The sequence below is a fragment of the Larkinella harenae genome (genome assembly GCF_054780515.1).
This window is the reverse complement of sequence record NZ_BAAGWE010000001.1, coordinates 2331900-2353858: the sequence shown is the minus strand read 5'-3', so window position 1 is coordinate 2353858 and position 21959 is coordinate 2331900. Positions and strand designations below refer to the sequence as shown.

21 protein-coding genes are annotated in these 21959 nt (G+C 50.7%); all 21 read left to right on the top strand.

The genetic code is table 11. The annotated features are described in order from the left end of the window. Positions 1-6: 6 nt before the first annotated feature. The 21 genes from ACYVH9_RS09695 (at position 7) to ACYVH9_RS09595 (ending at position 21587) form a co-directional block, all read left to right on the top strand. The gene (locus ACYVH9_RS09695; RefSeq protein ID WP_460636108.1) at positions 7-1110 is read left to right on the top strand and encodes a hypothetical protein; all 1104 of its coding nucleotides are present in this window, start codon (positions 7-9) and stop codon (positions 1108-1110) included. A gap of 113 nt (positions 1111-1223) precedes the next feature. Beyond that, positions 1224-2063 (top strand): ABC transporter permease, encoded by an 840-nt coding sequence (locus tag ACYVH9_RS09690; RefSeq protein ID WP_460636107.1) that lies wholly within the window; start codon positions 1224-1226, stop codon positions 2061-2063. 94 nt (positions 2064-2157) lie between these two features. Beyond that, a complete protein-coding gene (locus ACYVH9_RS09685) occupies positions 2158-3423 on the top strand; it encodes an ABC transporter ATP-binding protein (protein ID WP_460636106.1) in 1266 nt (421 codons plus the stop codon). Further along, entirely contained in the window at positions 3416-4489 is a 1074-nt protein-coding gene (locus ACYVH9_RS09680; RefSeq protein ID WP_460636105.1) for a DegT/DnrJ/EryC1/StrS family aminotransferase, read from the top strand. Before ACYVH9_RS09685 ends, ACYVH9_RS09680 begins: the two co-directional genes overlap by 8 nt. A 3-nt stretch (positions 4490-4492) precedes the next feature. Next, positions 4493-6535: an ArnT family glycosyltransferase gene (locus ACYVH9_RS09675; RefSeq protein ID WP_460636104.1), complete on the top strand. Its 2043-nt coding sequence runs from the start codon at positions 4493-4495 to the stop codon at positions 6533-6535. 14 nt (positions 6536-6549) lie between these two features. Beyond that, positions 6550-7248, top strand: coding sequence for a WbqC family protein (locus ACYVH9_RS09670; RefSeq protein ID WP_460636103.1), 699 nt, complete (start codon positions 6550-6552; stop codon positions 7246-7248). A 99-nt stretch (positions 7249-7347) separates the two neighbouring features. Continuing rightward, positions 7348-8001: an acetyltransferase gene (locus ACYVH9_RS09665; protein ID WP_460636102.1), complete on the top strand. Its 654-nt coding sequence runs from the start codon at positions 7348-7350 to the stop codon at positions 7999-8001. Next, entirely contained in the window at positions 7998-9194 is a 1197-nt protein-coding gene (locus tag ACYVH9_RS09660; protein ID WP_460636101.1) for a glycosyltransferase family 4 protein, read from the top strand. The genes ACYVH9_RS09665 and ACYVH9_RS09660 overlap by 4 nt, the downstream gene beginning before the upstream one ends. After that, positions 9178-9888 (top strand): NAD-dependent epimerase/dehydratase family protein, encoded by a 711-nt coding sequence (locus tag ACYVH9_RS09655; RefSeq protein ID WP_460636100.1) that lies wholly within the window; start codon positions 9178-9180, stop codon positions 9886-9888. The genes ACYVH9_RS09660 and ACYVH9_RS09655 overlap by 17 nt, the downstream gene beginning before the upstream one ends. Then, positions 9885-10868 (top strand): glycosyltransferase family protein, encoded by a 984-nt coding sequence (locus tag ACYVH9_RS09650; RefSeq protein WP_460636099.1) that lies wholly within the window; start codon positions 9885-9887, stop codon positions 10866-10868. The genes ACYVH9_RS09655 and ACYVH9_RS09650 overlap by 4 nt, the downstream gene beginning before the upstream one ends. A gap of 74 nt (positions 10869-10942) precedes the next feature. After that, positions 10943-11776, top strand: a complete 834-nt coding sequence (locus ACYVH9_RS09645) for a DUF5672 family protein (RefSeq protein WP_460636098.1) — start codon at positions 10943-10945, stop codon at positions 11774-11776. Then, positions 11760-12788, top strand: a complete 1029-nt coding sequence (locus ACYVH9_RS09640; protein WP_460636097.1) for a glycosyltransferase family 2 protein — start codon at positions 11760-11762, stop codon at positions 12786-12788. Before ACYVH9_RS09645 ends, ACYVH9_RS09640 begins: the two co-directional genes overlap by 17 nt. Before the next feature lie 6 nt (positions 12789-12794). Next, the gene (locus ACYVH9_RS09635; protein ID WP_460636096.1) at positions 12795-13772 is read left to right on the top strand and encodes a hypothetical protein; all 978 of its coding nucleotides are present in this window, start codon (positions 12795-12797) and stop codon (positions 13770-13772) included. Positions 13773-13938: 166 nt separating this feature from the next. Then, positions 13939-15294: an O-antigen ligase family protein gene (locus ACYVH9_RS09630; protein WP_460636095.1), complete on the top strand. Its 1356-nt coding sequence runs from the start codon at positions 13939-13941 to the stop codon at positions 15292-15294. 21 nt (positions 15295-15315) lie between these two features. After that, positions 15316-16497 (top strand): glycosyltransferase family 4 protein, encoded by a 1182-nt coding sequence (locus ACYVH9_RS09625; protein ID WP_460636094.1) that lies wholly within the window; start codon positions 15316-15318, stop codon positions 16495-16497. Continuing rightward, complete coding sequence (locus ACYVH9_RS09620; RefSeq protein WP_460636093.1) at positions 16494-17645, top strand: glycosyltransferase; 1152 nt, start codon at positions 16494-16496, stop codon at positions 17643-17645. Before ACYVH9_RS09625 ends, ACYVH9_RS09620 begins: the two co-directional genes overlap by 4 nt. Continuing rightward, positions 17642-18565, top strand: coding sequence for a glycosyltransferase family 2 protein (locus tag ACYVH9_RS09615; protein ID WP_460636092.1), 924 nt, complete (start codon positions 17642-17644; stop codon positions 18563-18565). Before ACYVH9_RS09620 ends, ACYVH9_RS09615 begins: the two co-directional genes overlap by 4 nt. Next, entirely contained in the window at positions 18525-19100 is a 576-nt protein-coding gene (locus ACYVH9_RS09610) for a WcaF family extracellular polysaccharide biosynthesis acetyltransferase (RefSeq protein WP_460636091.1), read from the top strand. The genes ACYVH9_RS09615 and ACYVH9_RS09610 overlap by 41 nt, the downstream gene beginning before the upstream one ends. Next, a complete protein-coding gene (locus ACYVH9_RS09605) occupies positions 19097-19849 on the top strand; it encodes a glycosyltransferase family 2 protein (RefSeq protein WP_460636090.1) in 753 nt (250 codons plus the stop codon). Before ACYVH9_RS09610 ends, ACYVH9_RS09605 begins: the two co-directional genes overlap by 4 nt. 138 nt (positions 19850-19987) lie before the next feature. Next, entirely contained in the window at positions 19988-21196 is a 1209-nt protein-coding gene (locus tag ACYVH9_RS09600) for a glycosyltransferase family 4 protein (RefSeq protein WP_460636089.1), read from the top strand. A 79-nt stretch (positions 21197-21275) separates the two neighbouring features. Continuing rightward, entirely contained in the window at positions 21276-21587 is a 312-nt protein-coding gene (locus tag ACYVH9_RS09595; RefSeq protein WP_460636088.1) for a hypothetical protein, read from the top strand. Positions 21588-21959: the final 372 nt, after the last annotated feature.

The window sequence follows — 21959 nt, the reverse complement described above, 5'->3', positions numbered from 1 at the left end:
AGTCATATGGAAACCATCGATTCAAGAAACACGAACCAAAACCAGCTTCCACCCGACCAGATTTCTCCAAAGGAAGTGGTGAATCGGTTTATCCTGTTCAAGAACCAGTTGGCCCGCAGCTGGAAGTTGCTGGTGGGCTTTATGCTCGTCTGCGGGATCATCGGTTTTATCGTTGATCTGAACCTGGACAAACGGCCAACCTACACAGCCGCCATTACCTTCAACCTGGGTGGAGGTTCCGGCCAGGGCGGTCTGGGCGAACTGGGGGGCATTGCGAGCATGTTCGGGCTATCAGCCGGAGCACCCGACGCCAACATCTTTACGGGCGAAAACTTCATGTACTATGTGGTTTCGAAACCCATCCTGACCCGTTCCCTGATGATGGAAATTGATACCTCGTCGATCAAAGGGCAAAAGGACCTCATGATCAACTACTACATTCGGAAGAGTGGCATCAAGGACGATGAATGGGAAGATGATGACACGCTGCGGAACTTCCAGTTTCCACGGGGTAAATTAGTAAAAGACTTCACCCGGCTAGAGCGAAAAGCACTGGACGGTGTGGTCACGCGGATCAAAGGTGAAACCACCATTGCGCAGCTCGATCGGAAATCGTCCTTCCTGACACTGCGGACGGGGATGCACTCGGAATACCTGGCCGCCACCTGGGCCAATATCCTGCTGGACATTGTCCAGGCCGATTACACGGAAAAACAAACCAAAAAAACCAAGGAGATGCTGGACCTGATGGAGCACCGGGTGGATTCACTGGGGGCGGTATTGGGGCAGAACGACTCCCGGCTGGCCCGCTATATCGACCAGAACCAGCAGGTTGTTGTTGCCGAAGGTCAGTTACAACAAACCAAACTGACCCGTAACTCCACGTTCCTGCAACAATTGTATTATTCGGCCGTCACCAGTGCCGACAACCTGCGACTCAGCCTGATCAAGGAAGCGCCGTTGTTTACCATTGTCGAACCGGTTTCTTTGCCGTTGTATAAGGAAGCGCACGAACCGTACGCCATGCAGGCCGGGTTGGTGCTGGGGCTCATGCTGGGATTAATCTTTATTTTCCTCCGACAGACTTACCACAGCATCATGCAAAGCTGATTGCGGTGAATAACAAAACAGAACGGTGAATCAATGAATTCACCGTTCTTGCTTATCTTGGGGCCTCAATCCAGTACCAATTTATCACTCACCATACATTTGAAGAAAAGTTTGTGAAAACACATGAAGTGGTTATCGAATCAGGCCGGTCCGAAAAAAATTACTGGCGTGATTTGTGGCGGAATCGGGAGTTGCTCTATATATTATCCATGCGGGATCTCTCTGTCCGCTACAAACAAACCATCCTTGGCACCTCCTGGAGTCTGATCCGTCCCTTGATTACGATGCTGATTATGTTTTTTGTATTCAGCAAAGTGGCCAAACTGAAGGGTGATCCTGGCATTCCGTATCCTCTCATGATTCTGGCAGGTCTGACCATCTGGACCTTCTTTTCGAACGCCTTTACCCAGATCAGCACCAGTATCACCACCAATGCTAATTTGGTCACCAAAGTCTACTTTCCGCGGCTTATTATGCCGCTCAGTTCCTCTTTTGTCAGCTTTATCGATTTTCTGGTCTCCCTGGCGCTGTTCGTTATCCTGGCCATCTGGTATCAGTTCTGGCCCGACTGGCATATTCTGTTTCTGCCTTTCTTTATCCTGCTGGCACTGCTGGGATCGTTTGCGTTTGGCCTTATCTTTGCGGTATTGAACGTTCGCTTCCGGGATATTGGCCAATTGATTCCGTTTATTGTCCAGATCGGTTTTTACGCTTGCCCGATTGCTTACAGCAGCCGGCTGGTAGAAGCCAATGCCGGTGAGTGGTGGCATCCTATTTATTACCTCAACCCGATGGTAGGGATCATCGACGGTTTTAAATGGTCTTTACTGGGCGAAAACGCTTTTTTCAATCCGACCAGTGTGATCAATTCTGTACTGATCATCGGCGTTTTTCTCATTGTCGCGATCTATTTTTTCCGCAAGCGGGAAAATACGTTTGTGGACGAAATCTAACATTAAGTTGTTTGTTTCCGGTTTTGGCAGGACCCAACTCCGTCTACTCCTAAACCAACGTATTGAAGAAAAGCAACTTGCAACTTAGTCAACTATGGCGGTCATCACAGCAGAAAATATCGGCAAACGTTACATCATCGACCATAAAAAGGGGAAAGGAAGTTCGAGCATTAAAGATGCCCTGACCGAACAGATCAACAAACTTTTCGGCGGGAAGAGTAACCCGGAACACGAGCACATTGAGCACGAAGACTTCTGGGCGCTGAAAGACATCGATTTTTCCATCGAACAGGGTGATCGGATTGGCATTGTGGGTCATAACGGGGCCGGAAAATCAACCCTGCTGAAAATTCTCAGCCGGATTACCGAACCTACTACCGGCCGCATCAACATCCGGGGCCGTGTGGCCAGTCTGCTCGAAGTAGGCACCGGTTTTCACCCCGAGCTAACCGGCCGTGAAAACATCTTCCTCAATGGAGCGATTCTCGGGATGAGCCGGGATGAAATTCGCCGTCAATTTGACGAAATCGTCGATTTTGGTGGTATTGAAAAATTCCTGGATACGCCCGTAAAACGGTACTCGTCGGGCATGTACGTCCGGCTGGGCTTCGCCATTGCCGCCCACTTAAATCCTGAAATTCTGATCATTGACGAAGTTTTGGCCGTAGGTGACGCCGAATTTCAGAAGAAAAGCCTCGGCAAAATGCGGGATGTAGCCTCTACGGGCCGAACCATTCTGTTCGTTAGCCACAACATGACCGCCGTTCAGGCGCTCTGCAACCGGTCGCTGTTCTTCGAACGGGGTCGGCTGATTGAGCAGGGCGAAACCAATCAGGTGGTGGCTTCATACCTGAGCAAGATTACCAAAACCCGGCTTATTCGCGAATGGAGTACGCCGGAAGAAGCCCCTGGTAACGACCTGGTGCGGGTTAAAAAAATCGAAATTGTACCGGAATACGTCGACAATCAAACTTTTATCGACGTTCGAACTCCTTTCCGCATTCGGTTTGAGTACTGGAACCTCATGGACCGGGCTAACCTGAACTTGAGCCTGCACCTGTATTCCATGACCGGCGAATGTATTTTTAACGTCGGTACGCAGTCGCAACCGTTCGGAAAAGGATTAATCACCAGCGAGTGCGTGATTCCGGGTCATTTTTTAAACGATGGAACGTATAACGTTTCCATGATGATTGTTAAAGATACGGCCACTCCCCTCTACAATATGGAAGAAGGACTTATCTTTGACGTTGCTGACTACCGCGACGGCGTGGCCTGGTATGGCAAATGGCCTGGTTTCGTCCGGCCCCAATTGAAGTTCCACGCCGAAATGATGGAAGAAAATATTCTGAATGATTAACATCACCAAATCATACCTGCCGCCCCTCGAAGAATACGTCAAACACCTCGAGGGTATCTGGGAACGTGTCCACCTGACCAATAATGGTCCGCTTGTTCGACAACTGGAAGAGGAGCTGAAAAGCTACCTTGGCATCGATCAACTGCATTTTTGCAGCAATGGTACCATCGTCCTTCAAATGGCCATCAAGGCGCTGGGCATTACGAAAGAGATCATCACGACGCCCTTTTCGTACTGTGCCAGTACGAACGCAATTGTGTGGGAAAACTGTACCCCGGTGTTTGCCGACGTTCGCGCGGAAGACTACACGATTGATCCGCTGAAGATCGAGGCCCTTATTACAGAAAACACGGAAGCCATTCTGGCCACCCATGTCTACGGTAATCTCTGCCAGATCGATGCTATTGAAGCCGTGGCGAAAAAGCACAATCTGAAAGTTATTTACGACGCGGCTCATTCGTTCGGCGTTACGTATAAGGGAAAATCGGCCCTGGCGTACGGCGACATCAGCACTTGTAGCTTCCACGCCACGAAGGTGTTTCATACCGTCGAAGGCGGGCTGGTGGTTTCCCACGATCCCGAAGTAACCGAAAAGCTCAACCTGTATCGCAGTTTCGGCCACCGATTCGACGATTATTATGACGTCGGTATCAACGGTAAAAATTCAGAATTCCATGCCGCGATGGGACTGTGTACACTGCCCCGCGTGGCGGACCTGATCGAAGCCCGTAAAGAACGGTTTGCGCGGTACGACGCCCAACTGAACTTTTCCCGTTTGCAGCGTCCCGTGATCCAGCCCGGAACGGAGTACAATTATGCCTACTACCCAATTGTGTTGGAGTCGGAGGCAAAACTGCTGGAAGTAAAAGCTGCGCTGGAACAGGTGAAGATCAATCCCCGCCGGTATTTTTACCCGTCCCTGAACACCCTACCGTTCCTGAAAAGCACCCAGCCCTGTCCCATTTCCGAAGACATTGCGCTCCGGGCCCTGTGCCTGCCGATGTACCCGGACCTGGAAGAAGCGGTGATTGATCAGGTTTGTACGATTATTAACCAACTCCTTTAAGTCTTGACACTGATTTACCTGCTTACGTTTGCCCTGTTCGTTGTTTACATTGGCAACACCGCAGCCGGTATCAGCCGACGGTCGCTGACCGAGTGGCTGCTGGTTTCTTTTATCCTGTTTACCGGAAGCATTATTCTGACGGGCTTTTGCCTGTCGGCCTTATACCTGACAGCCTCAACGCCCGTTTGGGCCATTTCGGTCTTTCTGACCACTACGGTTTTACGAATCATCTTCGGCCTGCTGGTCAAACAGAAACGCTGGTCGGTCCGGCGGCTGTTTCAGGAACGACGGGAAACGTTTACCGACTGGTACGGCTCGCTGTCGTCTTACCTGAAAATCCTGTTTGCTGCGCTACTGGCAACATTGGTCATTATTGCTGTTACCAATCTGTTGCTCGTTTTATGGACGCCCCCCAACGAGTGGGACAGTATGACCGGTCACCTCAACCGGGTTATGCAGTACATCCAGCGCGGCACCATGCGGCATTTCGGCGGTACCAACTGGAATATCGACACGTACCCAAAAAGCGTCTGCACCATCCAGATTTATTCGTTTCTGATTACAGGACGTTTTGAGAATGCGTTCAAACTGGTGCATCATTTATCCTACTGGATGGCGATTGTAGCGGTTTTTGGTATTTCGCAACGCATTGGCCGTAACCTCTCGGCCAGCTTTTTTGCGGCCCTGTGTTACGCACTGCTGCCCGATTTTCTGATGCAGGCCGTGACCACCGAAACCGATATTGTTCTGACGGCTTACATGGGAAGCTTCATTTACTTCCTGTTTTCCTTCCGCGAATCCGGAACACCCGCATCACGCGATGTGCGATTTTTGTACCTGGCCGGAATGGCCTACGGCATTGCGTACGGCCATAAAATTACGTTTACCCTGCTGATGCCTTCTTTATTTGTCATCATGGTGTATACGGTTTTCTGGGCACCCACGGTTTCCATTTTTGTGGATCGGCTGAAATACGCCATCCCCGCCTTTGTGGTGGGCGTGTGTTTGTGGATGCTGCCCACGGGATACCTGAAAAACATCGAAGTATTTGGCCACCCCATTGGTCCGCCCACTTCCCTGCGACACCAATCGGTCGAACGGGCGCGAACTCTGAGCAACTTGTTGGAACAAGGCAGCCGGAATGTGGTGCGCTACGGGTACGACCACGTGAACCTGGACGGGTTGCGTAACACCCAGTGGGGTCTCGACCTGAATGTAAACATGCGAAAACCGTTGGTCAAGCTGGAGGAAGTGATGAAAATGCGGCTGGATGAAGAAACTGATTTCACCATTTTCCCCTTTGTTTTCAGCCGACGCTTCGAGTTTTACAACGCCAATCCCTACTGGGGCATCATCGGCTTTGGCCTGATTCTGCCTTTGGTACTGGTCTCTTTGCTCGGTTTGATGCGCTCCAAAGCCCACTTTTTTTTAGCGCTTGCTTTTGCCCTGCATTTCCTAGCTCTCTCCTATTCCGCGCCTTACGACCCATTCAAAGGACGGTATTTTATCGAAACTGGCTTGCTGGGTTCGCTATTTCTGCCGCTGCTTTTTACGAATCGCTGGCTGAGTATCCAGCAACCAGGTCGGGTGCTGCTTAAATCGTACGTGGGTGTGGTCATCCTGATCGGCTGCCTGTCGGCCCTACTAACGGTTTTCCTGAACGAACGTTGTCTGCCGCTTTCGGCCTACGGTCGTCCATCGGCATTTCAGGCCGAGCGGATGTATTTGCAGATGATGTTCCGGCCTGATAGCTACGTTCCTTACAAGCGGTTCGACGAGCTGGTTCCGGAAAACGCCACGGTGGCGCTGGGTACCATCAACGATGATTTTGAGTATCCGCTATATGGCAAAGAGCTAACCCGTAAGCTGATTCCGATCAATCCGTTCGAGAAGGGTGTTCAGCCCATTCCGAAAGAAGCGGATTACCTGTTTTTCTCGAAAAACGTCATCAAGCCCCAGCCGGGAGACCTTAGACTGGGTACCGATACCACCATGACACACCTGATTGTGCCCGGTGAAGATTATTATTTACGTAAGCTTAAGTAAACACACCAACGGATATGACTATTGCCATCATGCAGCCTTATTTCCTGCCCTACATCGGCTACCTGCAACTGATGAATACCGTTGATAAGTTTATCTTTTACGATGATGTTGCGTTCATCAACCGGGGCTGGGTAAACCGGAACCGGATTCTGGTCAACGGCAAAGATCACCTGATCACGGTTCCGCTCAAGGATGCCAGTCAGAACAAGCGAATTGGTGATATCGGCCTGAGCGATGATCCAAAATGGCGCTCCAAACTGCTGCAAACGGTTGGGCAGAGTTATCGGAAAGCGCCTTTTTACGCAACGGTTTACCCCATACTGGAAAAAATCGTAAACTTGGAGGCTCGTACCATTGCGGATCTGGTGCGCGAGAGTTTTGTTTTGCTGAACGATTACCTCGGCATTCAGACGGAGATCGTCCCGTCGTCGGAGCGTTACCAGAACGATCATTTGAAAGCGCAGGAACGGATTCTGGATATTTGTCGGCAGGAAAAAGCCGATCGGTACATCAATCCCATTGGTGGAATGGAATTGTACGACCGGCCCTTGTTTGCCGACGCCGGAATCGAATTGTTTTTCATTCAGTCGAAGCGGGTTGAATACCCCCAGTTTCAGAATGAGTTTGTTCCCTGGCTTTCCATCGTCGATGTGTTGATGTTCAACGACGTTCCAACGGTGAAGCAAATGCTGAACGAATTTGAGTTGGTCTGATTTTATAATGAGCGAATGAGTAAATAGCTTCGGCAATTGGTGCTTCCTTGGAGCTATTCACTCATTCGCTCATTCGCTCATTCAAAATTAATCACCCACATGGCAAAGGTTGTAATTTTTGGTGTTTTGGATACGGCCGAACTGGCGCACTTTTACCTGACGCACGACTCGGAGCACGAGGTAGTGGCCTTTACGGTCAATCAGGAATACCTGAAAGAAATCGAGTTCAAAGGGCTTCCGGTGGTTGCTTTCGAAACCGTAGAAACCATTTACCCCCCGCAGGAGTTCAAGTTTTTCGCTCCCATGACGGGCCGGAAAATGAATAAAAACCGCGAAAAAGTCTACCTCGACGCCAAAGCCAAAGGGTACGAATTTATTTCTTACATCAGCTCCAAAGCCACGCTGTTCAACAACCAAATCGGCGAGAACTGTTTTATTCTGGAGGATAATACGATTCAGCCGTTCACAACGATTGGTAACAACGTCGTGTTGTGGAGCGGGAATCACATCGGCCACCACGGCCAGATCAAGGACCACGTTTTCTTCACATCCCATATTGTGCTGTCGGGCCATTGCGTGGTTGATTCTTACTGTTTTTTCGGGGTCAACGCCACCATTCGCGATTACCTGCACATTGCCGAAGGAACGCTCGTGGGAATGGCCGCAGCGGTCATCAAATCCACTGAACCCTGGGGTGTCTACATGGGCAATCCCGCCGAAAAGAAACCGGTACCGAGCCATAAAGTGTATTGAAAAAGATTCTGTTTATCGGCCACGATGCCAACCGGGCCGGCGCACAATATTTATTGCTTCACCTGCTGACGTTTCTGCGTCAGTCGGGCGTGGAAACAGCGCTGTTGCTGGGCGATGGCGGACCGCTGCTCCCCGATTATGAGCGGGTGACGACGGTTTATGCGGGTTATGTCCCCCCCGCTCCCCCCCGCACAAACGGCTTGATTACCAAGGTAGCCAACCGGTTGGGAATGGGCGCTGCTCAACCCGAAGCCGATCCACGCTCCAAACTTTTTGCGGAACTACTGCCAGTTTTACGCGCCCAGTCATTCGACCTGATTTTTTCCAATACCATCGCCAATGGCGGGCTGCTGCGTCGGCTTCAACCGCTGGAGCTGCCGTTTGTGTCGTATGTGCACGAACTGGAAACATCAATTCAGATTTATACCAAACCCGAGGATTTGCGGTACCAGCTCGACCATGCCACCTTGTTCGTGTGCGGGTCGGACGCTGTTCGGCGCAATCTGGTTCAGAATCATAAACTGGCCCCCGGGAAAACGACCGTGCTGAACTCGATCATCCGGACGGAGTCGCTGTTGAACACGTTACAGGCCGTTGATCAGGTTGCGATTCGAAACCGTCTGGGCATTCCGGCAAATGCTGTGGTGGTGGGAGGTTGCGGCAATGCCGAGTGGCGCAAGGGCGTCGATTTGTTTGTCCTGATGGCCCAGCAGGTTTTGAAAACCCATCCAGACGCGTATTTTGTTTGGATTGGCGTGCCGAAACAGAGTGAAGAATACCGTCGCCTGACGTACGATCTGGAGCGGATGCGGCTTACTAACCGTGTTCACCTGATCGAACCGGGGGGCGATTACCTGAATTATTTTGCGTGTTTTGACATTTTTACGCTCACTTCACGCGAAGATCCGTATCCGCTGGTGATTCTCGAAGCCGGGCTGAACCGGATTCCCGTCAGTTGTTTCCGGGAGTCGGGTGGTAGTCCGGATTTTGTGGGCGAAGATACGGGCTGCCTGGTCGATTATTCCGACGTGGGCGCCCTCGCCGACCTGATCCGGCGGCTAGCCGATGCACCGGACGAACGCCGTCGGCTGGGATCCGTTTTTTTCCAGCGTGCTATGAACCACGACGTTGGTGTCCTGGTTCCGCGTCTGCTGTCCTTGCTTGAAACTACCTTGAATGAACACAACGCTTAATATGGTCGTTGGGAACGGAATGATTGCCCGGCGTTTTTCTGCCTACAGCGACCGGGACGATGTGCTTATTTTTGCCTCCGGGGTTTCCAATTCCAAGGAAAACCGTCCGGCTGCATTTGAGCGCGAGAAAAATCTGGTTGAAACAACCATTGCGCAATCACCCGACCGGCTTTTTGTGTATTTCAGCACGTGCAGCGTCGCCGATCCCACCGAGCAGGGATCGTTGTATACGCAGCACAAGCTGGCATTGGAAAATCACATCCGGCAACACTGCCCCCATTATCTGCTGATCCGGGCTTCCAATGTGGTCGGCCAAACCGAGAACCCCCATACTGTATTCAATTTTTTCGTCAACCGCATTCAATCAGGCGAACCATTTCAGGTTTGGCAGCATGCCTGCCGCAACCTGATCGACGTGGACGATGTTTATCTGGTTGTAACTGACTACATCCGACGCCAACCGAGTGAATGGAATCAGACGATCAACGTGGCCAATCCGTTTAGTGTCAAACCGCTGGAAATTGTCCGGGCAATTGAAAACCATCTGGGATTGAAAGCCAATTACGAGCTGGTCGATAAAGGTCGCCCCTTCGACATTGATACCGCCCAAAGTGCGGCTGCCTTACGGCATAAACTAGCTGATCTTCAGCCCGAACGCTATTTACAATACCTTTTGCAGAAATATTACCGATGACGCTGGCTTTCACGATATGCTCCATCAACTACCTGGCGCAGGCTCGCACACTGGGCGACTCGCTGCGGCAAACCAATCCCGATTGGCAGTACGTAATCGGTTTGGTCGATAAGCTGGATCGTGCCAACCTGCCCGCTTCGCTCCTGCCCGATTACCCCATGCTGGAGGTCGATCGGATTGAAATTGAAGATTTTGCGGGCATGTGCGACCGCTACGACATTACAGAGTTGAACACGGCTGTCAAACCGTTTTACATCGATTACTTTTTCAAGCATTATCCCGACGCGACCGAAGTCATCTACTTCGACCCGGATATTATTGTTTTTCAGCCACTTACCCGCCTGAAAAACCATTTGGGTACGTACAACATGGTTTTGACGCCCCATATCTGTCAACCAATCAACGACTGGCTGATTCCCAATGAGTTGAACCACCTGAATACCGGAACGTTTAACCTGGGCTTTATTGGTTTGCAAAAAACTGAAGAGTCGAACCGGTTTGTGCAGTGGTGGAAAAAGCGACTGGTGAACGAATGCCGCATCGACCTGTGCAACGGTTTATTTGTCGATCAGCACTGGGTGAATTTTGCACCCATCCATTACGACCGGGTCTGTATTGAAAAACATCCCGGTTACAATGCCGCTTACTGGAACCTGCATGAACGGTCTTTTTCGGAGCAAAACGGCACCTGGTACGTCAACGAAACGGCGGAGCTGCAATTTTTTCACTACAGCGGTTACGGGGTTCATAAACCACAGGAAATTTCCAAATACCAGAATCGGTTTACGTTTGAGCAACGCCCAGACATTGTAGGGCTATTCAAACACTACCACCAGCAACTACTTGATAACCAAAACGAAACGTATCGAAATTACGCTTGCTTTTACATCAAGCCGCCCAAAATCCTGTATTACCAGAAAGTTCGGAGAGCGCTGAAATCTCCGCTTAACGCTATTATTTCGACGCTGGAAAACCGGTAAGTAGTGTCTGATTTACGGCTTACGGTGTCGGACGAAAGTACCACCAACCGTATTCTGTAAACCGCAACCAAACCATGAATAACCTCCGTAAAAATCCGCAGCTGGTCTGTGTCGTCATTCCGGTTTACCAGTCGTCGCTGACAGATTATGAGCAGATTGCGCTGACCCAGTGTCTGCGCGTTTTGGTCAAATACCCGATCATTCTGGTTGCTCCCCAAACGCTGGATGTTTCGTACCTGACTACGCCCTACCCGCAATTACAGGTTCGGACCTTCGATGCTGCGTACTTCAAAAATATTCAGGCGTACAACCGGCTCATGCTCTCGGAGGAGTTTTACCAGGCCTTTACGGATTTTCAGTACATGCTGATTCACCAGCTGGATGCCTTTGTTTTTCAGGACGAGTTGACGGACTGGTGCCAGCGGAGATACGACTACATCGGTGCGCCCTGGCTTCGTGACCGCGACTTTACCGGCTGGAAGGATGAAACGGTTTTTAACATCAAGAAAAAAATTGCGCTGTTACTGGACCTGAAAAAAGAAGATGGCGTGACACCGCGCGAAATTACCTCCCTCAACGGAGTCGGGAACGGTGGTTTCTCACTGCGAAACGTATCGTCGTTGCTGCGCTGGATCCGGTTTTTCCGGAAAAAGATTGCCAATTACGAAAAAATTCACGCCCACCAGTACAACGAAGATATCTTCTGGGGCATTGAGGTTAACCGGTATTTGCCCCTGATCAACGTACCGGATTTCCGAACGGCCATGCGGTTTGCCGTGGAATTTTATCCCGAACGCGCCATTGCAACGTATAACAACGGTCAGCTCCCTTTTGGTTGTCATGCCTGGGATATTCACGGAACCGATTACTGGCGACCCATTTTTGCAACCTATGGCTACACCATCTGATTCTATTCGTCCGGGCATTTCGGTGGCGCTTTGTACGTATAATGGCGAAGCCTACCTGGAGACGCAGTTGCAAAGCATTCTGCACCAGAGCCGTTTGCCCGACGAACTCATCATCTGCGACGACGACTCGACCGATCAGACACCGGTGATTCTGCAAAAGTTTGCCGACAGGGCGCCATTTCCGGTCCACATCGTACGCAATACCCCCCGGCTGGGTTCCAACAAAAACTTTGAGAAAGCGCTCTTCCTATGCCAGGGAGAACTGCTTTTCATCTGCGATCAGGACGATTACTGGCTGCCCGAAAAAATCGAGACGCTGGCGGACTACCTGGAGCAGCATCCAGCAACCGACCTGGTTTTTACCAATGCCACCATTGCCGACGCTAATCTGAACGATACCGGCCGATTTTTCTGGGATACCGTGCGGTTTACAGCGCCTATTCGCGACAAGTGGCGCCGGGGCGAAGCGATGGAAGTGCTGCTGGACGGCAATCGGGTGATGGGTTGTACCTGCGCGCTGCGTCGGCGTCTGTTGGCGTCATTTTTACCCATTCCTAACCTGTCGAACTACATTTACGACGGCTGGATGGCGTTGATTGCTGCCGCCAAAGGTACCGTTGATTTCTACGAAAAACCGCTGGTCCGGTACCGGACGCACGAAAAACAGCAAGTCGGTACGCGTCCGCCCGCTGCCGGGCGTGCGGTCAGTTTCAAAGAGCGGTTTTCGCGACCGCATAGCGAAAAGCTTGACCCGTTGATTCTTAAATACCAGGAAGCGCGTCAATTATACCAACTCCTTGTAGACCGTGTTCCGGACAAAACACCGGGAATCCGCCAGTTTGAACGCCGATTGGCTCATTACAATCGGCGAAGTACAATGCCCGACGGACGGTTTTTCCGACTTCTTCCCGTGCTGGGCGAGTTGCTGAAGGGCAATTATCACCGCTATGCCGATCAGGAGGCTAACCATTACGCACCTTATCTGGCGGCTTTAGGCGATTTAGCAGAGTAATACGATATGATTACATTTCTGACTGTTTGCACCATCCGGCAACTTCCTCAGGCTCTCGCGCTGGGCGAAAGTCTGCAACGTCATCAGGCCGGTGATGAATTTGTCATTGGTTTGTGCGACGATAGTTCACAGCTTCCGGCGGGTATTCAGATTCCGTATCCGCTGATTTCGTTCCGAGAGGTAACCGTTCCGGATCGGGAACAACTTTCGCAGCAATATACCCCCGCCGAATTTGTAGCGGCCTGCAAGCCGTTGTTCATTAAGCACCTTTACCAAAACCGCTCCCAGAATGACTGGATCATTTACCTTGATCCAGCGGTTTACCTTTACGAATCGCTGGGCAATTTGAACGGTTTGTTTCCCAACGCAACTTTAGTGCTGACTCCGCATCTGCTTAAGCCGGTGACCGACAGTGCTTTTCCGGACGAGAAATACCTGCAAAACGTGGGTCTGTACAGCTCCGGTTTTCTGGGCCTGAAACAGGCACCCGAAACAACGCGCTTTCTGGACTGGTGGAGCAACCGGGTACCGGAGCGCGCTTTTGCCCGCCCGTGTGAAGGCATGTACACCGATCAGATCTGGCTGGTGCTAACGCCCGGTTTGTTTGAAGGTGTCACCATTGTCAAAAAAACCGACTGGCACCTTGGCGTTTGGAATCTGCACGAGCGGCCCATCGCCGAAAAAGGTGGTTTTGCGTTCCTGAATTACAAAGGTCTGGCCGATCAGGAAGGTTTTTTTCAGGCGCAAACGCGGGTTCGGCTGTCGGCTTATCCGATCGTGAAAAAACTGCTGCGCGACTACCAGAACCGGGTGAATTATTTTGACCGGGCGGGACTGTCCACCCCATTGTCGGCCATCGCCCCGGCTTACGGCCAACAACCGTTCAAAATGCCATTGCGGGGCTGGCGCAAGGATGCCGTCGAAACGCTCCGGCAAACCGTGCAGTTTATTGATACGGTAGATGTACCGCGTAATATGAATTAAACCGTACTGCGCGTTGGGCGTTGCAATTTGAGATTCCCCGCTCCGGGTTCTTTCCCGAGTATTCTCATCTTTTCGCTATATTTGTACTGGTATTAAAAAAATACAATTGATAAAGCGCTTAAACCGGATCTGAAATACGGTTGACATTGCTTAAATCCCGTATCGTATGCTGTCCTTATCGAATGTATCCGATTTGTTCACCTGGCGAAAGCTGCACCTGATGCGCTATGTCGTCGGGATTATGATCGTGATTGACGGGTACCCCCTGATTTTCTTTTTCAAAGAAACCCTCCGGCTCGCGCCGGGCAGTACGGCTTTTACGGCAGCTTTTCTGGGATTGGGCTTTCTGCTCATGATCCCGTTTCACTTTTTGCATAAACTTTACCGCCTTAATTCCACCCTTCTCAAACAGGCCCTTCTGTTTTTTGCGGTTATTATATTTTATATGGCGTTTTACCGCGACCAGTGGTTTAAGGATGGAACCATCGACACGATTTACTACCTCTACGTAGCGCTGTTTCTCTTTCTGCTGATTAACATTCCGAACGACATCATTGAGGTGTTTATCCCCATCACCATTGCCTTTACGGTCGTATCCAACCTGGCCCTGGTGTATGCCCTGCTAACCGACCCGACCTGGAATATTGGTCAACGGGCGGCTATTCAGTTTGGCGAAGGCGAGTATCGGACTGGTAACCCGCACGTTTTCTCCCGAAACGCCCTGATGAGTGTAGTGGCTTGCGGAATTTGGGCCTTCCGGCCCCAAACTACCTTTATTCCCCGGATTCTGACGCTCTTCGCCTGTATCTTCAGCATGGGTATTCTGGTCATGACGCAAACCCGTTCGAGTATTGTGGCCCTGATCGTGATCATCGGTTTGTTCTTCCTGTTCAACATCCGGCCCGCCCAAATCAAAACCGCCGTTCGTGGCCTGTTTCGGCCTGCATCGATCGTTCTGATTGCCATCGTTTTCATCGGAATCTCCGTGTTCATGCGCAGAAACGCCGACCTGATCGCTATTCTCTACGGGTACGCCGTTGCGTTCATCGAGCGTAATATGGAGAACGTCTACGCGCTATTTGGAATCAAGGTTCAGAACCAGTTTACGGCCACCTTTGATGCATCAGCGGGTAACCGGGCCACCAGTTTTGGTTACTTCCGGAACATGCTCGAAGGGCACCTTGAGCGACTTCTGTTTGGTCAGGGATACAAATCTACGTACCTGGACATCCCGCTCATGGAAGCGCTTATCAACCACGGCATACCCGGTTTTGTTACATTTGCGGCCTTTACCTTTTCGGCGCTTTTTTACAGCCTGAAAGCCATCCGCGAAAATCCGGATTCCCTGTCGACGTTTCTGGCGTACTTCTATATCATGCTGTTTGTACAGTTGTTCACGAATGGCCGACCGTACGAAATTTCCTTCTGGCATCCTTTCTGTCTGATGATCCGGTTTATGGGAATTAGTCACCTCTATGCTCCCAATCTGCGAAATCACCCCACGCTGGCACCGGCCGCGTAAGGATGACATCCCGCCGTCTCTATGAAAATTCTGATTGTTCACAACATCCTGTGGGCACATTATAAGGCAACGGTTTTTAGTGAACTGAACCGTCTGGCACCCGCTTTCAACAGCCAGGTGCACGTATTGCAGATTGCCCAAAGCGAGCAATCACGGGCGTTGCTGGGCAAACCGGATCAGTTGCCGGATCAATACAGCTACGACCTGCTATTCGACACGTACATCGAACGCGTTGGCATACAGGCTAAAACAAAAGCGCTTGTGAGCCGGATGCGCGCCTTCAAACCCGACGTAATTCTGCTAACGGGCTATTACGACCCCGCTCAACAGGTTCTGCTGCTGCTGGCAAAACTCACCGGCGTTAAAGTGATCATTCAGAACGAGTCGAGCCCCGTTGACCACGTGCGCACGTCCTACAAGGAATGGGTGAAAAAGCGGATCCTGGCGATGGCCGACGGTTTTTTCTGCTTTGGAACCCCTCAGGCCAATTACCTGAAACAGCTCGGTGTGCGCCCCGAACGGATTCTGGTCCAGAACAACGCGGTGGTCGATAACCAAAAGTTGCGCCAAACCTACGACCAGGCCCGTCCTGACCACTCGGCTCGGCAGCAGGCGTTGGGGCTAAAACCGATCAATTTTATTTACGTCGGGCGACTGGCCGCTGAAAAGAATCTGAAGGTTTTGCTCGATGCTTTCCATCAGGCCTTGCTACAGCCCCGTTCCTCCGCCGACTGGGGATTGCTGCTGCTGGGCGACGGTCCGCAGAAAGCCGCGCTTCAGGCCCAGATTGAGCGGCTTGGTCTACAGGACTCCATTAAAATTCTGCCCAACCAGCCCTGGTACCGCGTACCCGAAACGCTGGCACTGGCCGACGTGCTGGTGTTGCCGAGCCTGTCGGAGCCCTGGGGGCTGGTCGTCAACGAAGCCATGGCCTGCGGAATGCCGGTGGTTGTTTCAAGCCGTTGCGGCTGTGCGATGGATTTGGTACAACCCGGCCAGAACGGTTATACGTTCGATCCACTCCGGCAGGATGAGTTAACCCATTGTCTGCTCCAATTCACCAGTGGTCAGGCTGATCGACCGGCAATGGGTCGGCGTTCCGAACAAATTGTCGCCCATTTTGATCCGCGGGCCGTTGGTCAGAAAATGATGGAAGGATTTGTAAAAGTGAGCCAAGGGTCGTTACTTCAAGCTTCCGTATGAACATTCTCCACATCTGCGCCTATTCCTGGAACATTGGCGGACCGCCCCGAATCATCTACGATTATACCAGCGTCCAAGCTGCTCAGGGCGAAAATATCACGATTTTGACCCCCATGTCAGAGGGGGAAGTGCTTTACCCGGTTGCTCCAGGTGTGAAGGTTGTTGAAGTAAAACGGCACTGGTTTGCCCGTTTCTTTCCCGAGTTTGCTCCCGGTTTATACCAGTACCTGCGCGACCACGGCAACGAATACGACATCATTCATATTCACGGCATCTGGCATTTCGGCGCAGTTGCGCCGTATTTTGCTTCAATCCGGGGTGCTAAAGTAGTGACGATTCACGGCCTACTCGACCGCTGGACACTCCGTCAGGGACTTCTGAAAAAGAAAATTATGTCATTTCTGCTGCAAAAGCGGCTGTTGAAGGAAACACCCCTGATTTTGATTAACAACACGCGGGAGGAGGAAGATGTCCGGCGGTACCTGGGTTACCAACACCCGAACGTCCGGATCATTCCGAACGGTTTGCCGATTTCAGAATACCAGCATCTGCCCGCCAAAGGGACCTTCCGAAAGCAGCACAACATCAGCCCGAACCAGCAGATGATTCTGTTTCTGAGCCGGATTCACATCAAAAAGGGACTAGACATTCTGCTGCCCGCTTTTCGGGAACTCCGGAAAACCCATCCCAATGCCGTGTTGGTATTGGCCGGACCTGACGACGGCTATCTACCCGAAGTGCAGCAATTTATTCAAGCAAACGGGCTTCAGGACTGCATTTTGCTGCCGGGAATGCTTATCAAAAATGACAAACTGGCGGCTTTTGCCGACGCCGATGTATTTGCTTTACCCTCTTATTCCGAAGGGTTTTCCATTGCCGCCACCGAAGCCCTGACGTGCGGAATTCCATCGCTGTTGACCGATAACGTCGGTTTTGGTGATTACCTGCGCTCGTACGATGCCGCCTACATCAGCGATACCACCGTAGAATCGGTTCGTAACGGATTGGCGTATCTGCTTGATCATCCCGAAGAGGCCGCCCGGCTGGCCCGCAACGGCCGACGGATGATCGCCGAGGTTTGCGATATCAACGTAGTGGCCAATCAGGTGCTTGATGCTTATTATCAACTTGTTCCCCAACGGGTATGAGCAGTATTTCAGTCATTATTCTGACGCATAACGAAGAGAAACATATCGGTCGATGTATCGCCAGCCTGCTGCCGTTTACGAAGCAGATTTTTATTGTCGATTCGTTTTCAACCGACCAAACCGTTACAATTGCCCGATCGATGGGGGCCGAGGTGGTGCAGAACCCCTGGGTGAATTACGCCACGCAGTTTAATTACGGTATTCAGCACACGCCTTTCAAAACGACCTGGCTGATGCGGATGGATGCCGACGAATACGTGCTGCCCGAGCTGGCTGCGGAAATCCAGAACCGCTTGTCCACCCTGCCCAATGATGTTAGCGGAGTTTACGTCAAACGCCGGGTGATGTTCATGAACCGCTGGATGCGTCACGGGGCTTACTACCCCATCTGGCTGTTACGGTTGTGGCGCAGTGGACAAGGCATTTGCGAAGAAACCTGGATGGATGAACACATCAAGCTGTCGACCGGTCGGTCCATCCAGTTCGAACACGATCTGGTAGACCACAACCTCAACAACCTGACGTGGTGGACGCAGAAGCATAACCTGTACGCCATCCGGGAGGTGATCGACATTTTGAACATGCGGTATAACTTCGACCAATCCATTCGGGTTGAACCGAAGTTGTTTGGAACGCAGGAACAGCGCAAACGGTATTTGAAACTACGGTATGCGTCGCTTCCACTTTTTACACGACCGTTTCTGTATTTTTTCTACCGGTATTTTGTCCGGCTGGGCATTATCGACGGAAGGCCGGGGCTAATGTGGCATTTTTTGCAGGGACTCTGGTACCGCTTTCTGGTCGACGCCAAACTCTACGAAGTATACCACCGCGTAGGTACTGATAAACAAGCAATTATTGATTTTTTCCGAACAGAATATGGAAAAGACCTCCTGGCCGAGCGGCCAAGCCAGCACTGATCTGTCGGTGTACGACAACAGCTGGTGGAAGCCCGGACCAAAATGGAAAATTGTGCTCTGGTTTTTGGTCAGTTCGGTGACCATCAACTCGTATTTGCCCCTCCCCATGAGCCTCAAGAAGTGGATTCTGACGCTTTTTGGGGCCAAAATTGGTGTTGGTTTTGCAATAAAACCGAAAGTGAATATCAAGTTTCCCTGGCTGCTCACGATCGGCGATTACGTCTGGATGGGTGAAGAAGTATGGATTGATAACCTGGCTCCGGTCACCATCGGCAACCACGCCTGCATTTCCCAGGGTGTGATGATGGAAACCGGCAATCATAACTACCGTAGCCGGACTTTCGACCTGTTCATCAAACCAATCCACATCGAAAACGGGGTCTGGCTGGGGGCCAAATCAATCGTCAGTCCCGGCGTTACGTGCCATTCGCACTCCATTCTGGCCATGGGTTCGGTAGCTACGCGCTCGCTCGAACCTTACGGAATCTATCAGGGAAATCCGGCTGTTTGGGTCAAAAACCGTGAAATACAATGAAAGTTACCATCATAACCGTCGTTTACAACGGGGCCGCTACGATTCGCGACAGCATCGAATCCGTACTGAACCAGACGTATCCGAATATCGAATACATCGTTATCGACGGGAAGTCAAAAGATAATACCGCCGAGATTGTTCGTACTTACGGCTCCCGGATCACCCGTTTCGTTTCAGAACCCGACAAAGGCTTATACGACGCCATGAACAAGGGCCTGCGGCTGGCCACAGGCGACGTAATCGGGTTCATCAACTCCGATGATTTTTACAAGCATCATCAGGTTGTCGAGAAAGTCGTAGCACTGTTTAATCAGACAAACTGTGATGCAGTTTATGGCGACGAGATTTACGTTGACCCGGTCAATACGGAGAAAATTGACCGCTACTGGAAAGTGGGCGAATACAAGGAAGGAGCTTTTCTGTGGGGCTGGATGCCTCCCCACCTAACGTGCTTTATCAAACGGTCGGTTTATGAGCAATTGGGCGGTTATACGCTTCAACTCAAAAGCTCATCGGATTATGAACTGCTGCTGCGGTTTATTCATAAACACAAAATTAAAATCAGTTACCTCCCAGAGGTTCTGGTGGCTATGCGGTCAGGGGGAATCAGTAATGCGACCTTTAAGCACCGGATACGGGCCAATCGGGAAGACCGACAGGCTTGGCGCATCAACGGCTTACGTCCTTACTTTTTTACACTTTTTTTAAAACCGTTGAGAAAATTAAATCAACTATTGCCAAAGTTCTAAATAATAACCGTTTTTTTGCACCGTACAATAAAAATAGCGACCATTTAGTCAAATATTATTGCACAAAAGTCACAAAACGGTAACATTTATACTCTGTCTACGTGATTTTATAACGTAACGTATTATCACACCATCATTATGAATCTCGAACTGGTTCTTTCTTATATCCAAAATAAGCTAACCGACGACCTTTTTCAACTGGGCCTTTACCAGTGTCTATTGTCATTTCTGGTCGCTTGTTTTGTGGCAGTTGTCTCCATTCCAGTTGTTATCAAAATTTCGGAACTGAAAATGCTCATGGAGAAACCCGGCCACCGGAGTTCTCACAAAACTGCCACACCAACCTTCGGCGGGATCGCCATTTTTGCCGCGATTCTGATTAGTTATTTTCTCTGGCCTGCCATCGATCAGACCGACATTTATCGCACAAACTTATCCATCGTAGGCATGTCGATTCTGTTTTTTATCGGCATCAAGGACGACATGGTGGGCATTGACCCGAACAAGAAAATCTTTTTCCAGGTGTTGCCATCGCTGATTCTGATCTTTTTTGGCAAACTCCGGATCGATTATCTGTACGGGATCTTCGGGATGTATCACATCAACGATGTGTTTTCGGTCCTGATTACCTGCCTGATCTTTATTACCATCATTAACGCCATCAACCTGATCGACGGAATCGATGGCCTGGCGGGTGCCATTTCTACCCTCGCCAGTCTGACGTTTGGGAGCTGGTTTCTGCTCACCAATCACTTCGCCATGGCCTGTCTGGCTTTCACGTTGTCCGGCGCGCTGATCGGTTTTTTGCGGTTCAACTTTTCGCACACCAGCAAGATTTTCATGGGCAATACCGGCTCACTCATTCTGGGCTTTTTGCTTTCGTTCTTCGCCGTACGATTCATCAACCTGAACAACTCGTTCCGGTTCGATCCTACGTCCTTTTTCAATGCGCCCATCATCGCCATTGTGGTGCTGATCGTACCCATTTTTGACACGCTGCGGGTTTTCCTGGTGCGGATCATGGCCGGTCGCTCGCCCTTCTCGGCAGACCGGAACCACATGCACCACATCATGATTGATAACGGACTGTCGCACGCAGCCGCCACGGGCGTTCTGTGCGCCGTTTCACTGGTCAATACGGTTTTGTTTTTCCTGTTCCACCGCGATATTTCCAATACGGTTTCGCTCTTTATTCTGATTGGAATGTTTTTCCTGTACATGGCCATCGGGGTTTTTCTGAAAATGCGGGCGCGGGTTCAGGCGATTGACAAGCCCCGTCGGAAGGGCCTGTATCTTAGCCAGTTGGCTAATGCCTTCTCCGGAAAAAACATCCTGCGGTATTTGTAAACAGCGTTCACTACGGGTGTTGGCCTAACAATCGGTGGCCATTGTTGTTATATCTCCATAATCAGAAATAGCAGGTATTATGGAAAATCAGCAAAAGGGGAATCAGGATTCCGATTTCCCGAAAACCGCCCAAAACCGTCAGACCTCAACCCCAGAAGACCCGGACTCGCTTCCCCCGCTTTCCGATGCCGATACGGCTCCGATGTATACCGATTTGGGATTAGGCGAGGAGGATCCGTACAACAAAGGTGGTGACGAAGCAACCGACACCCTACTTTATACGGACACGCATACGGCGATCAATACAGCCGAAAACCGTTCCAATTCCCTCGCCTACGAAGGCGACATCGACGATCTGACGACGGAAATTGATCCGGACGAGGAGGTATAAAAACGACATTTTCGTAGCCGAAGCGGGCATTTAAAAAGGGACATGTTGTCCCTTTCTTAGTTTTATGCCAACCTTCGGAGGCTGGAAAGGCTGATCGTAAAGTTCTCTGAGAGTCTTCGGTGAGATTAACTTTTTTTACTTTTTTTAAACAATTAATCTAAGGGCTGAGTTATGTCTATGTATTCGCTGATAACCGGGGATACCCTGAAAAGTATCCGATTGCAAAAATAACCGTTTATTAAGCGAACAAAAAAGCCAGGTGACTTCGGTTGTCTGGCTTTCTTCTTTATCTTCTGGTCTCTTTTTAGCGTGACAGCCAGCTACACTGGCTGGGATTCTGTTCCCGTTGCTTGCTGCCACCCGGTGAAAGCC

Excerpts from the sequence above, each read along its gene's own strand:
- ACYVH9_RS09665 (WP_460636102.1), top strand. The coding sequence starts at position 7,348 with ATGGCAAAGGTTGTAATTTTTGGTGTTTTGGATACGGCCGAACTGGCG.
- ACYVH9_RS09610 (WP_460636091.1), top strand. The coding sequence starts at position 18,525 with ATGGAAAAGACCTCCTGGCCGAGCGGCCAAGCCAGCACTGATCTGTCG.
- ACYVH9_RS09695 (WP_460636108.1), top strand. The coding sequence starts at position 7 with ATGGAAACCATCGATTCAAGAAACACGAACCAAAACCAGCTTCCACCC.
- ACYVH9_RS09620 (WP_460636093.1), top strand. The coding sequence starts at position 16,494 with ATGAACATTCTCCACATCTGCGCCTATTCCTGGAACATTGGCGGACCG.
- ACYVH9_RS09640 (WP_460636097.1), top strand. The coding sequence starts at position 11,760 with ATGGCTACACCATCTGATTCTATTCGTCCGGGCATTTCGGTGGCGCTT.
- ACYVH9_RS09615 (WP_460636092.1), top strand. The coding sequence starts at position 17,642 with ATGAGCAGTATTTCAGTCATTATTCTGACGCATAACGAAGAGAAACAT.
- ACYVH9_RS09595 (WP_460636088.1), top strand. The coding sequence starts at position 21,276 with ATGGAAAATCAGCAAAAGGGGAATCAGGATTCCGATTTCCCGAAAACC.
- ACYVH9_RS09680 (WP_460636105.1), top strand. The coding sequence starts at position 3,416 with ATGATTAACATCACCAAATCATACCTGCCGCCCCTCGAAGAATACGTC.
- ACYVH9_RS09625 (WP_460636094.1), top strand. The coding sequence starts at position 15,316 with ATGAAAATTCTGATTGTTCACAACATCCTGTGGGCACATTATAAGGCA.
- ACYVH9_RS09645 (WP_460636098.1), top strand. The coding sequence starts at position 10,943 with ATGAATAACCTCCGTAAAAATCCGCAGCTGGTCTGTGTCGTCATTCCG.
- ACYVH9_RS09635 (WP_460636096.1), top strand. The coding sequence starts at position 12,795 with ATGATTACATTTCTGACTGTTTGCACCATCCGGCAACTTCCTCAGGCT.
- ACYVH9_RS09655 (WP_460636100.1), top strand. The coding sequence starts at position 9,178 with ATGAACACAACGCTTAATATGGTCGTTGGGAACGGAATGATTGCCCGG.
- ACYVH9_RS09605 (WP_460636090.1), top strand. The coding sequence starts at position 19,097 with ATGAAAGTTACCATCATAACCGTCGTTTACAACGGGGCCGCTACGATT.
- ACYVH9_RS09630 (WP_460636095.1), top strand. The coding sequence starts at position 13,939 with ATGCTGTCCTTATCGAATGTATCCGATTTGTTCACCTGGCGAAAGCTG.
- ACYVH9_RS09600 (WP_460636089.1), top strand. The coding sequence starts at position 19,988 with ATGAATCTCGAACTGGTTCTTTCTTATATCCAAAATAAGCTAACCGAC.
- ACYVH9_RS09650 (WP_460636099.1), top strand. The coding sequence starts at position 9,885 with ATGACGCTGGCTTTCACGATATGCTCCATCAACTACCTGGCGCAGGCT.
- ACYVH9_RS09685 (WP_460636106.1), top strand. The coding sequence starts at position 2,158 with ATGGCGGTCATCACAGCAGAAAATATCGGCAAACGTTACATCATCGAC.
- ACYVH9_RS09670 (WP_460636103.1), top strand. The coding sequence starts at position 6,550 with ATGACTATTGCCATCATGCAGCCTTATTTCCTGCCCTACATCGGCTAC.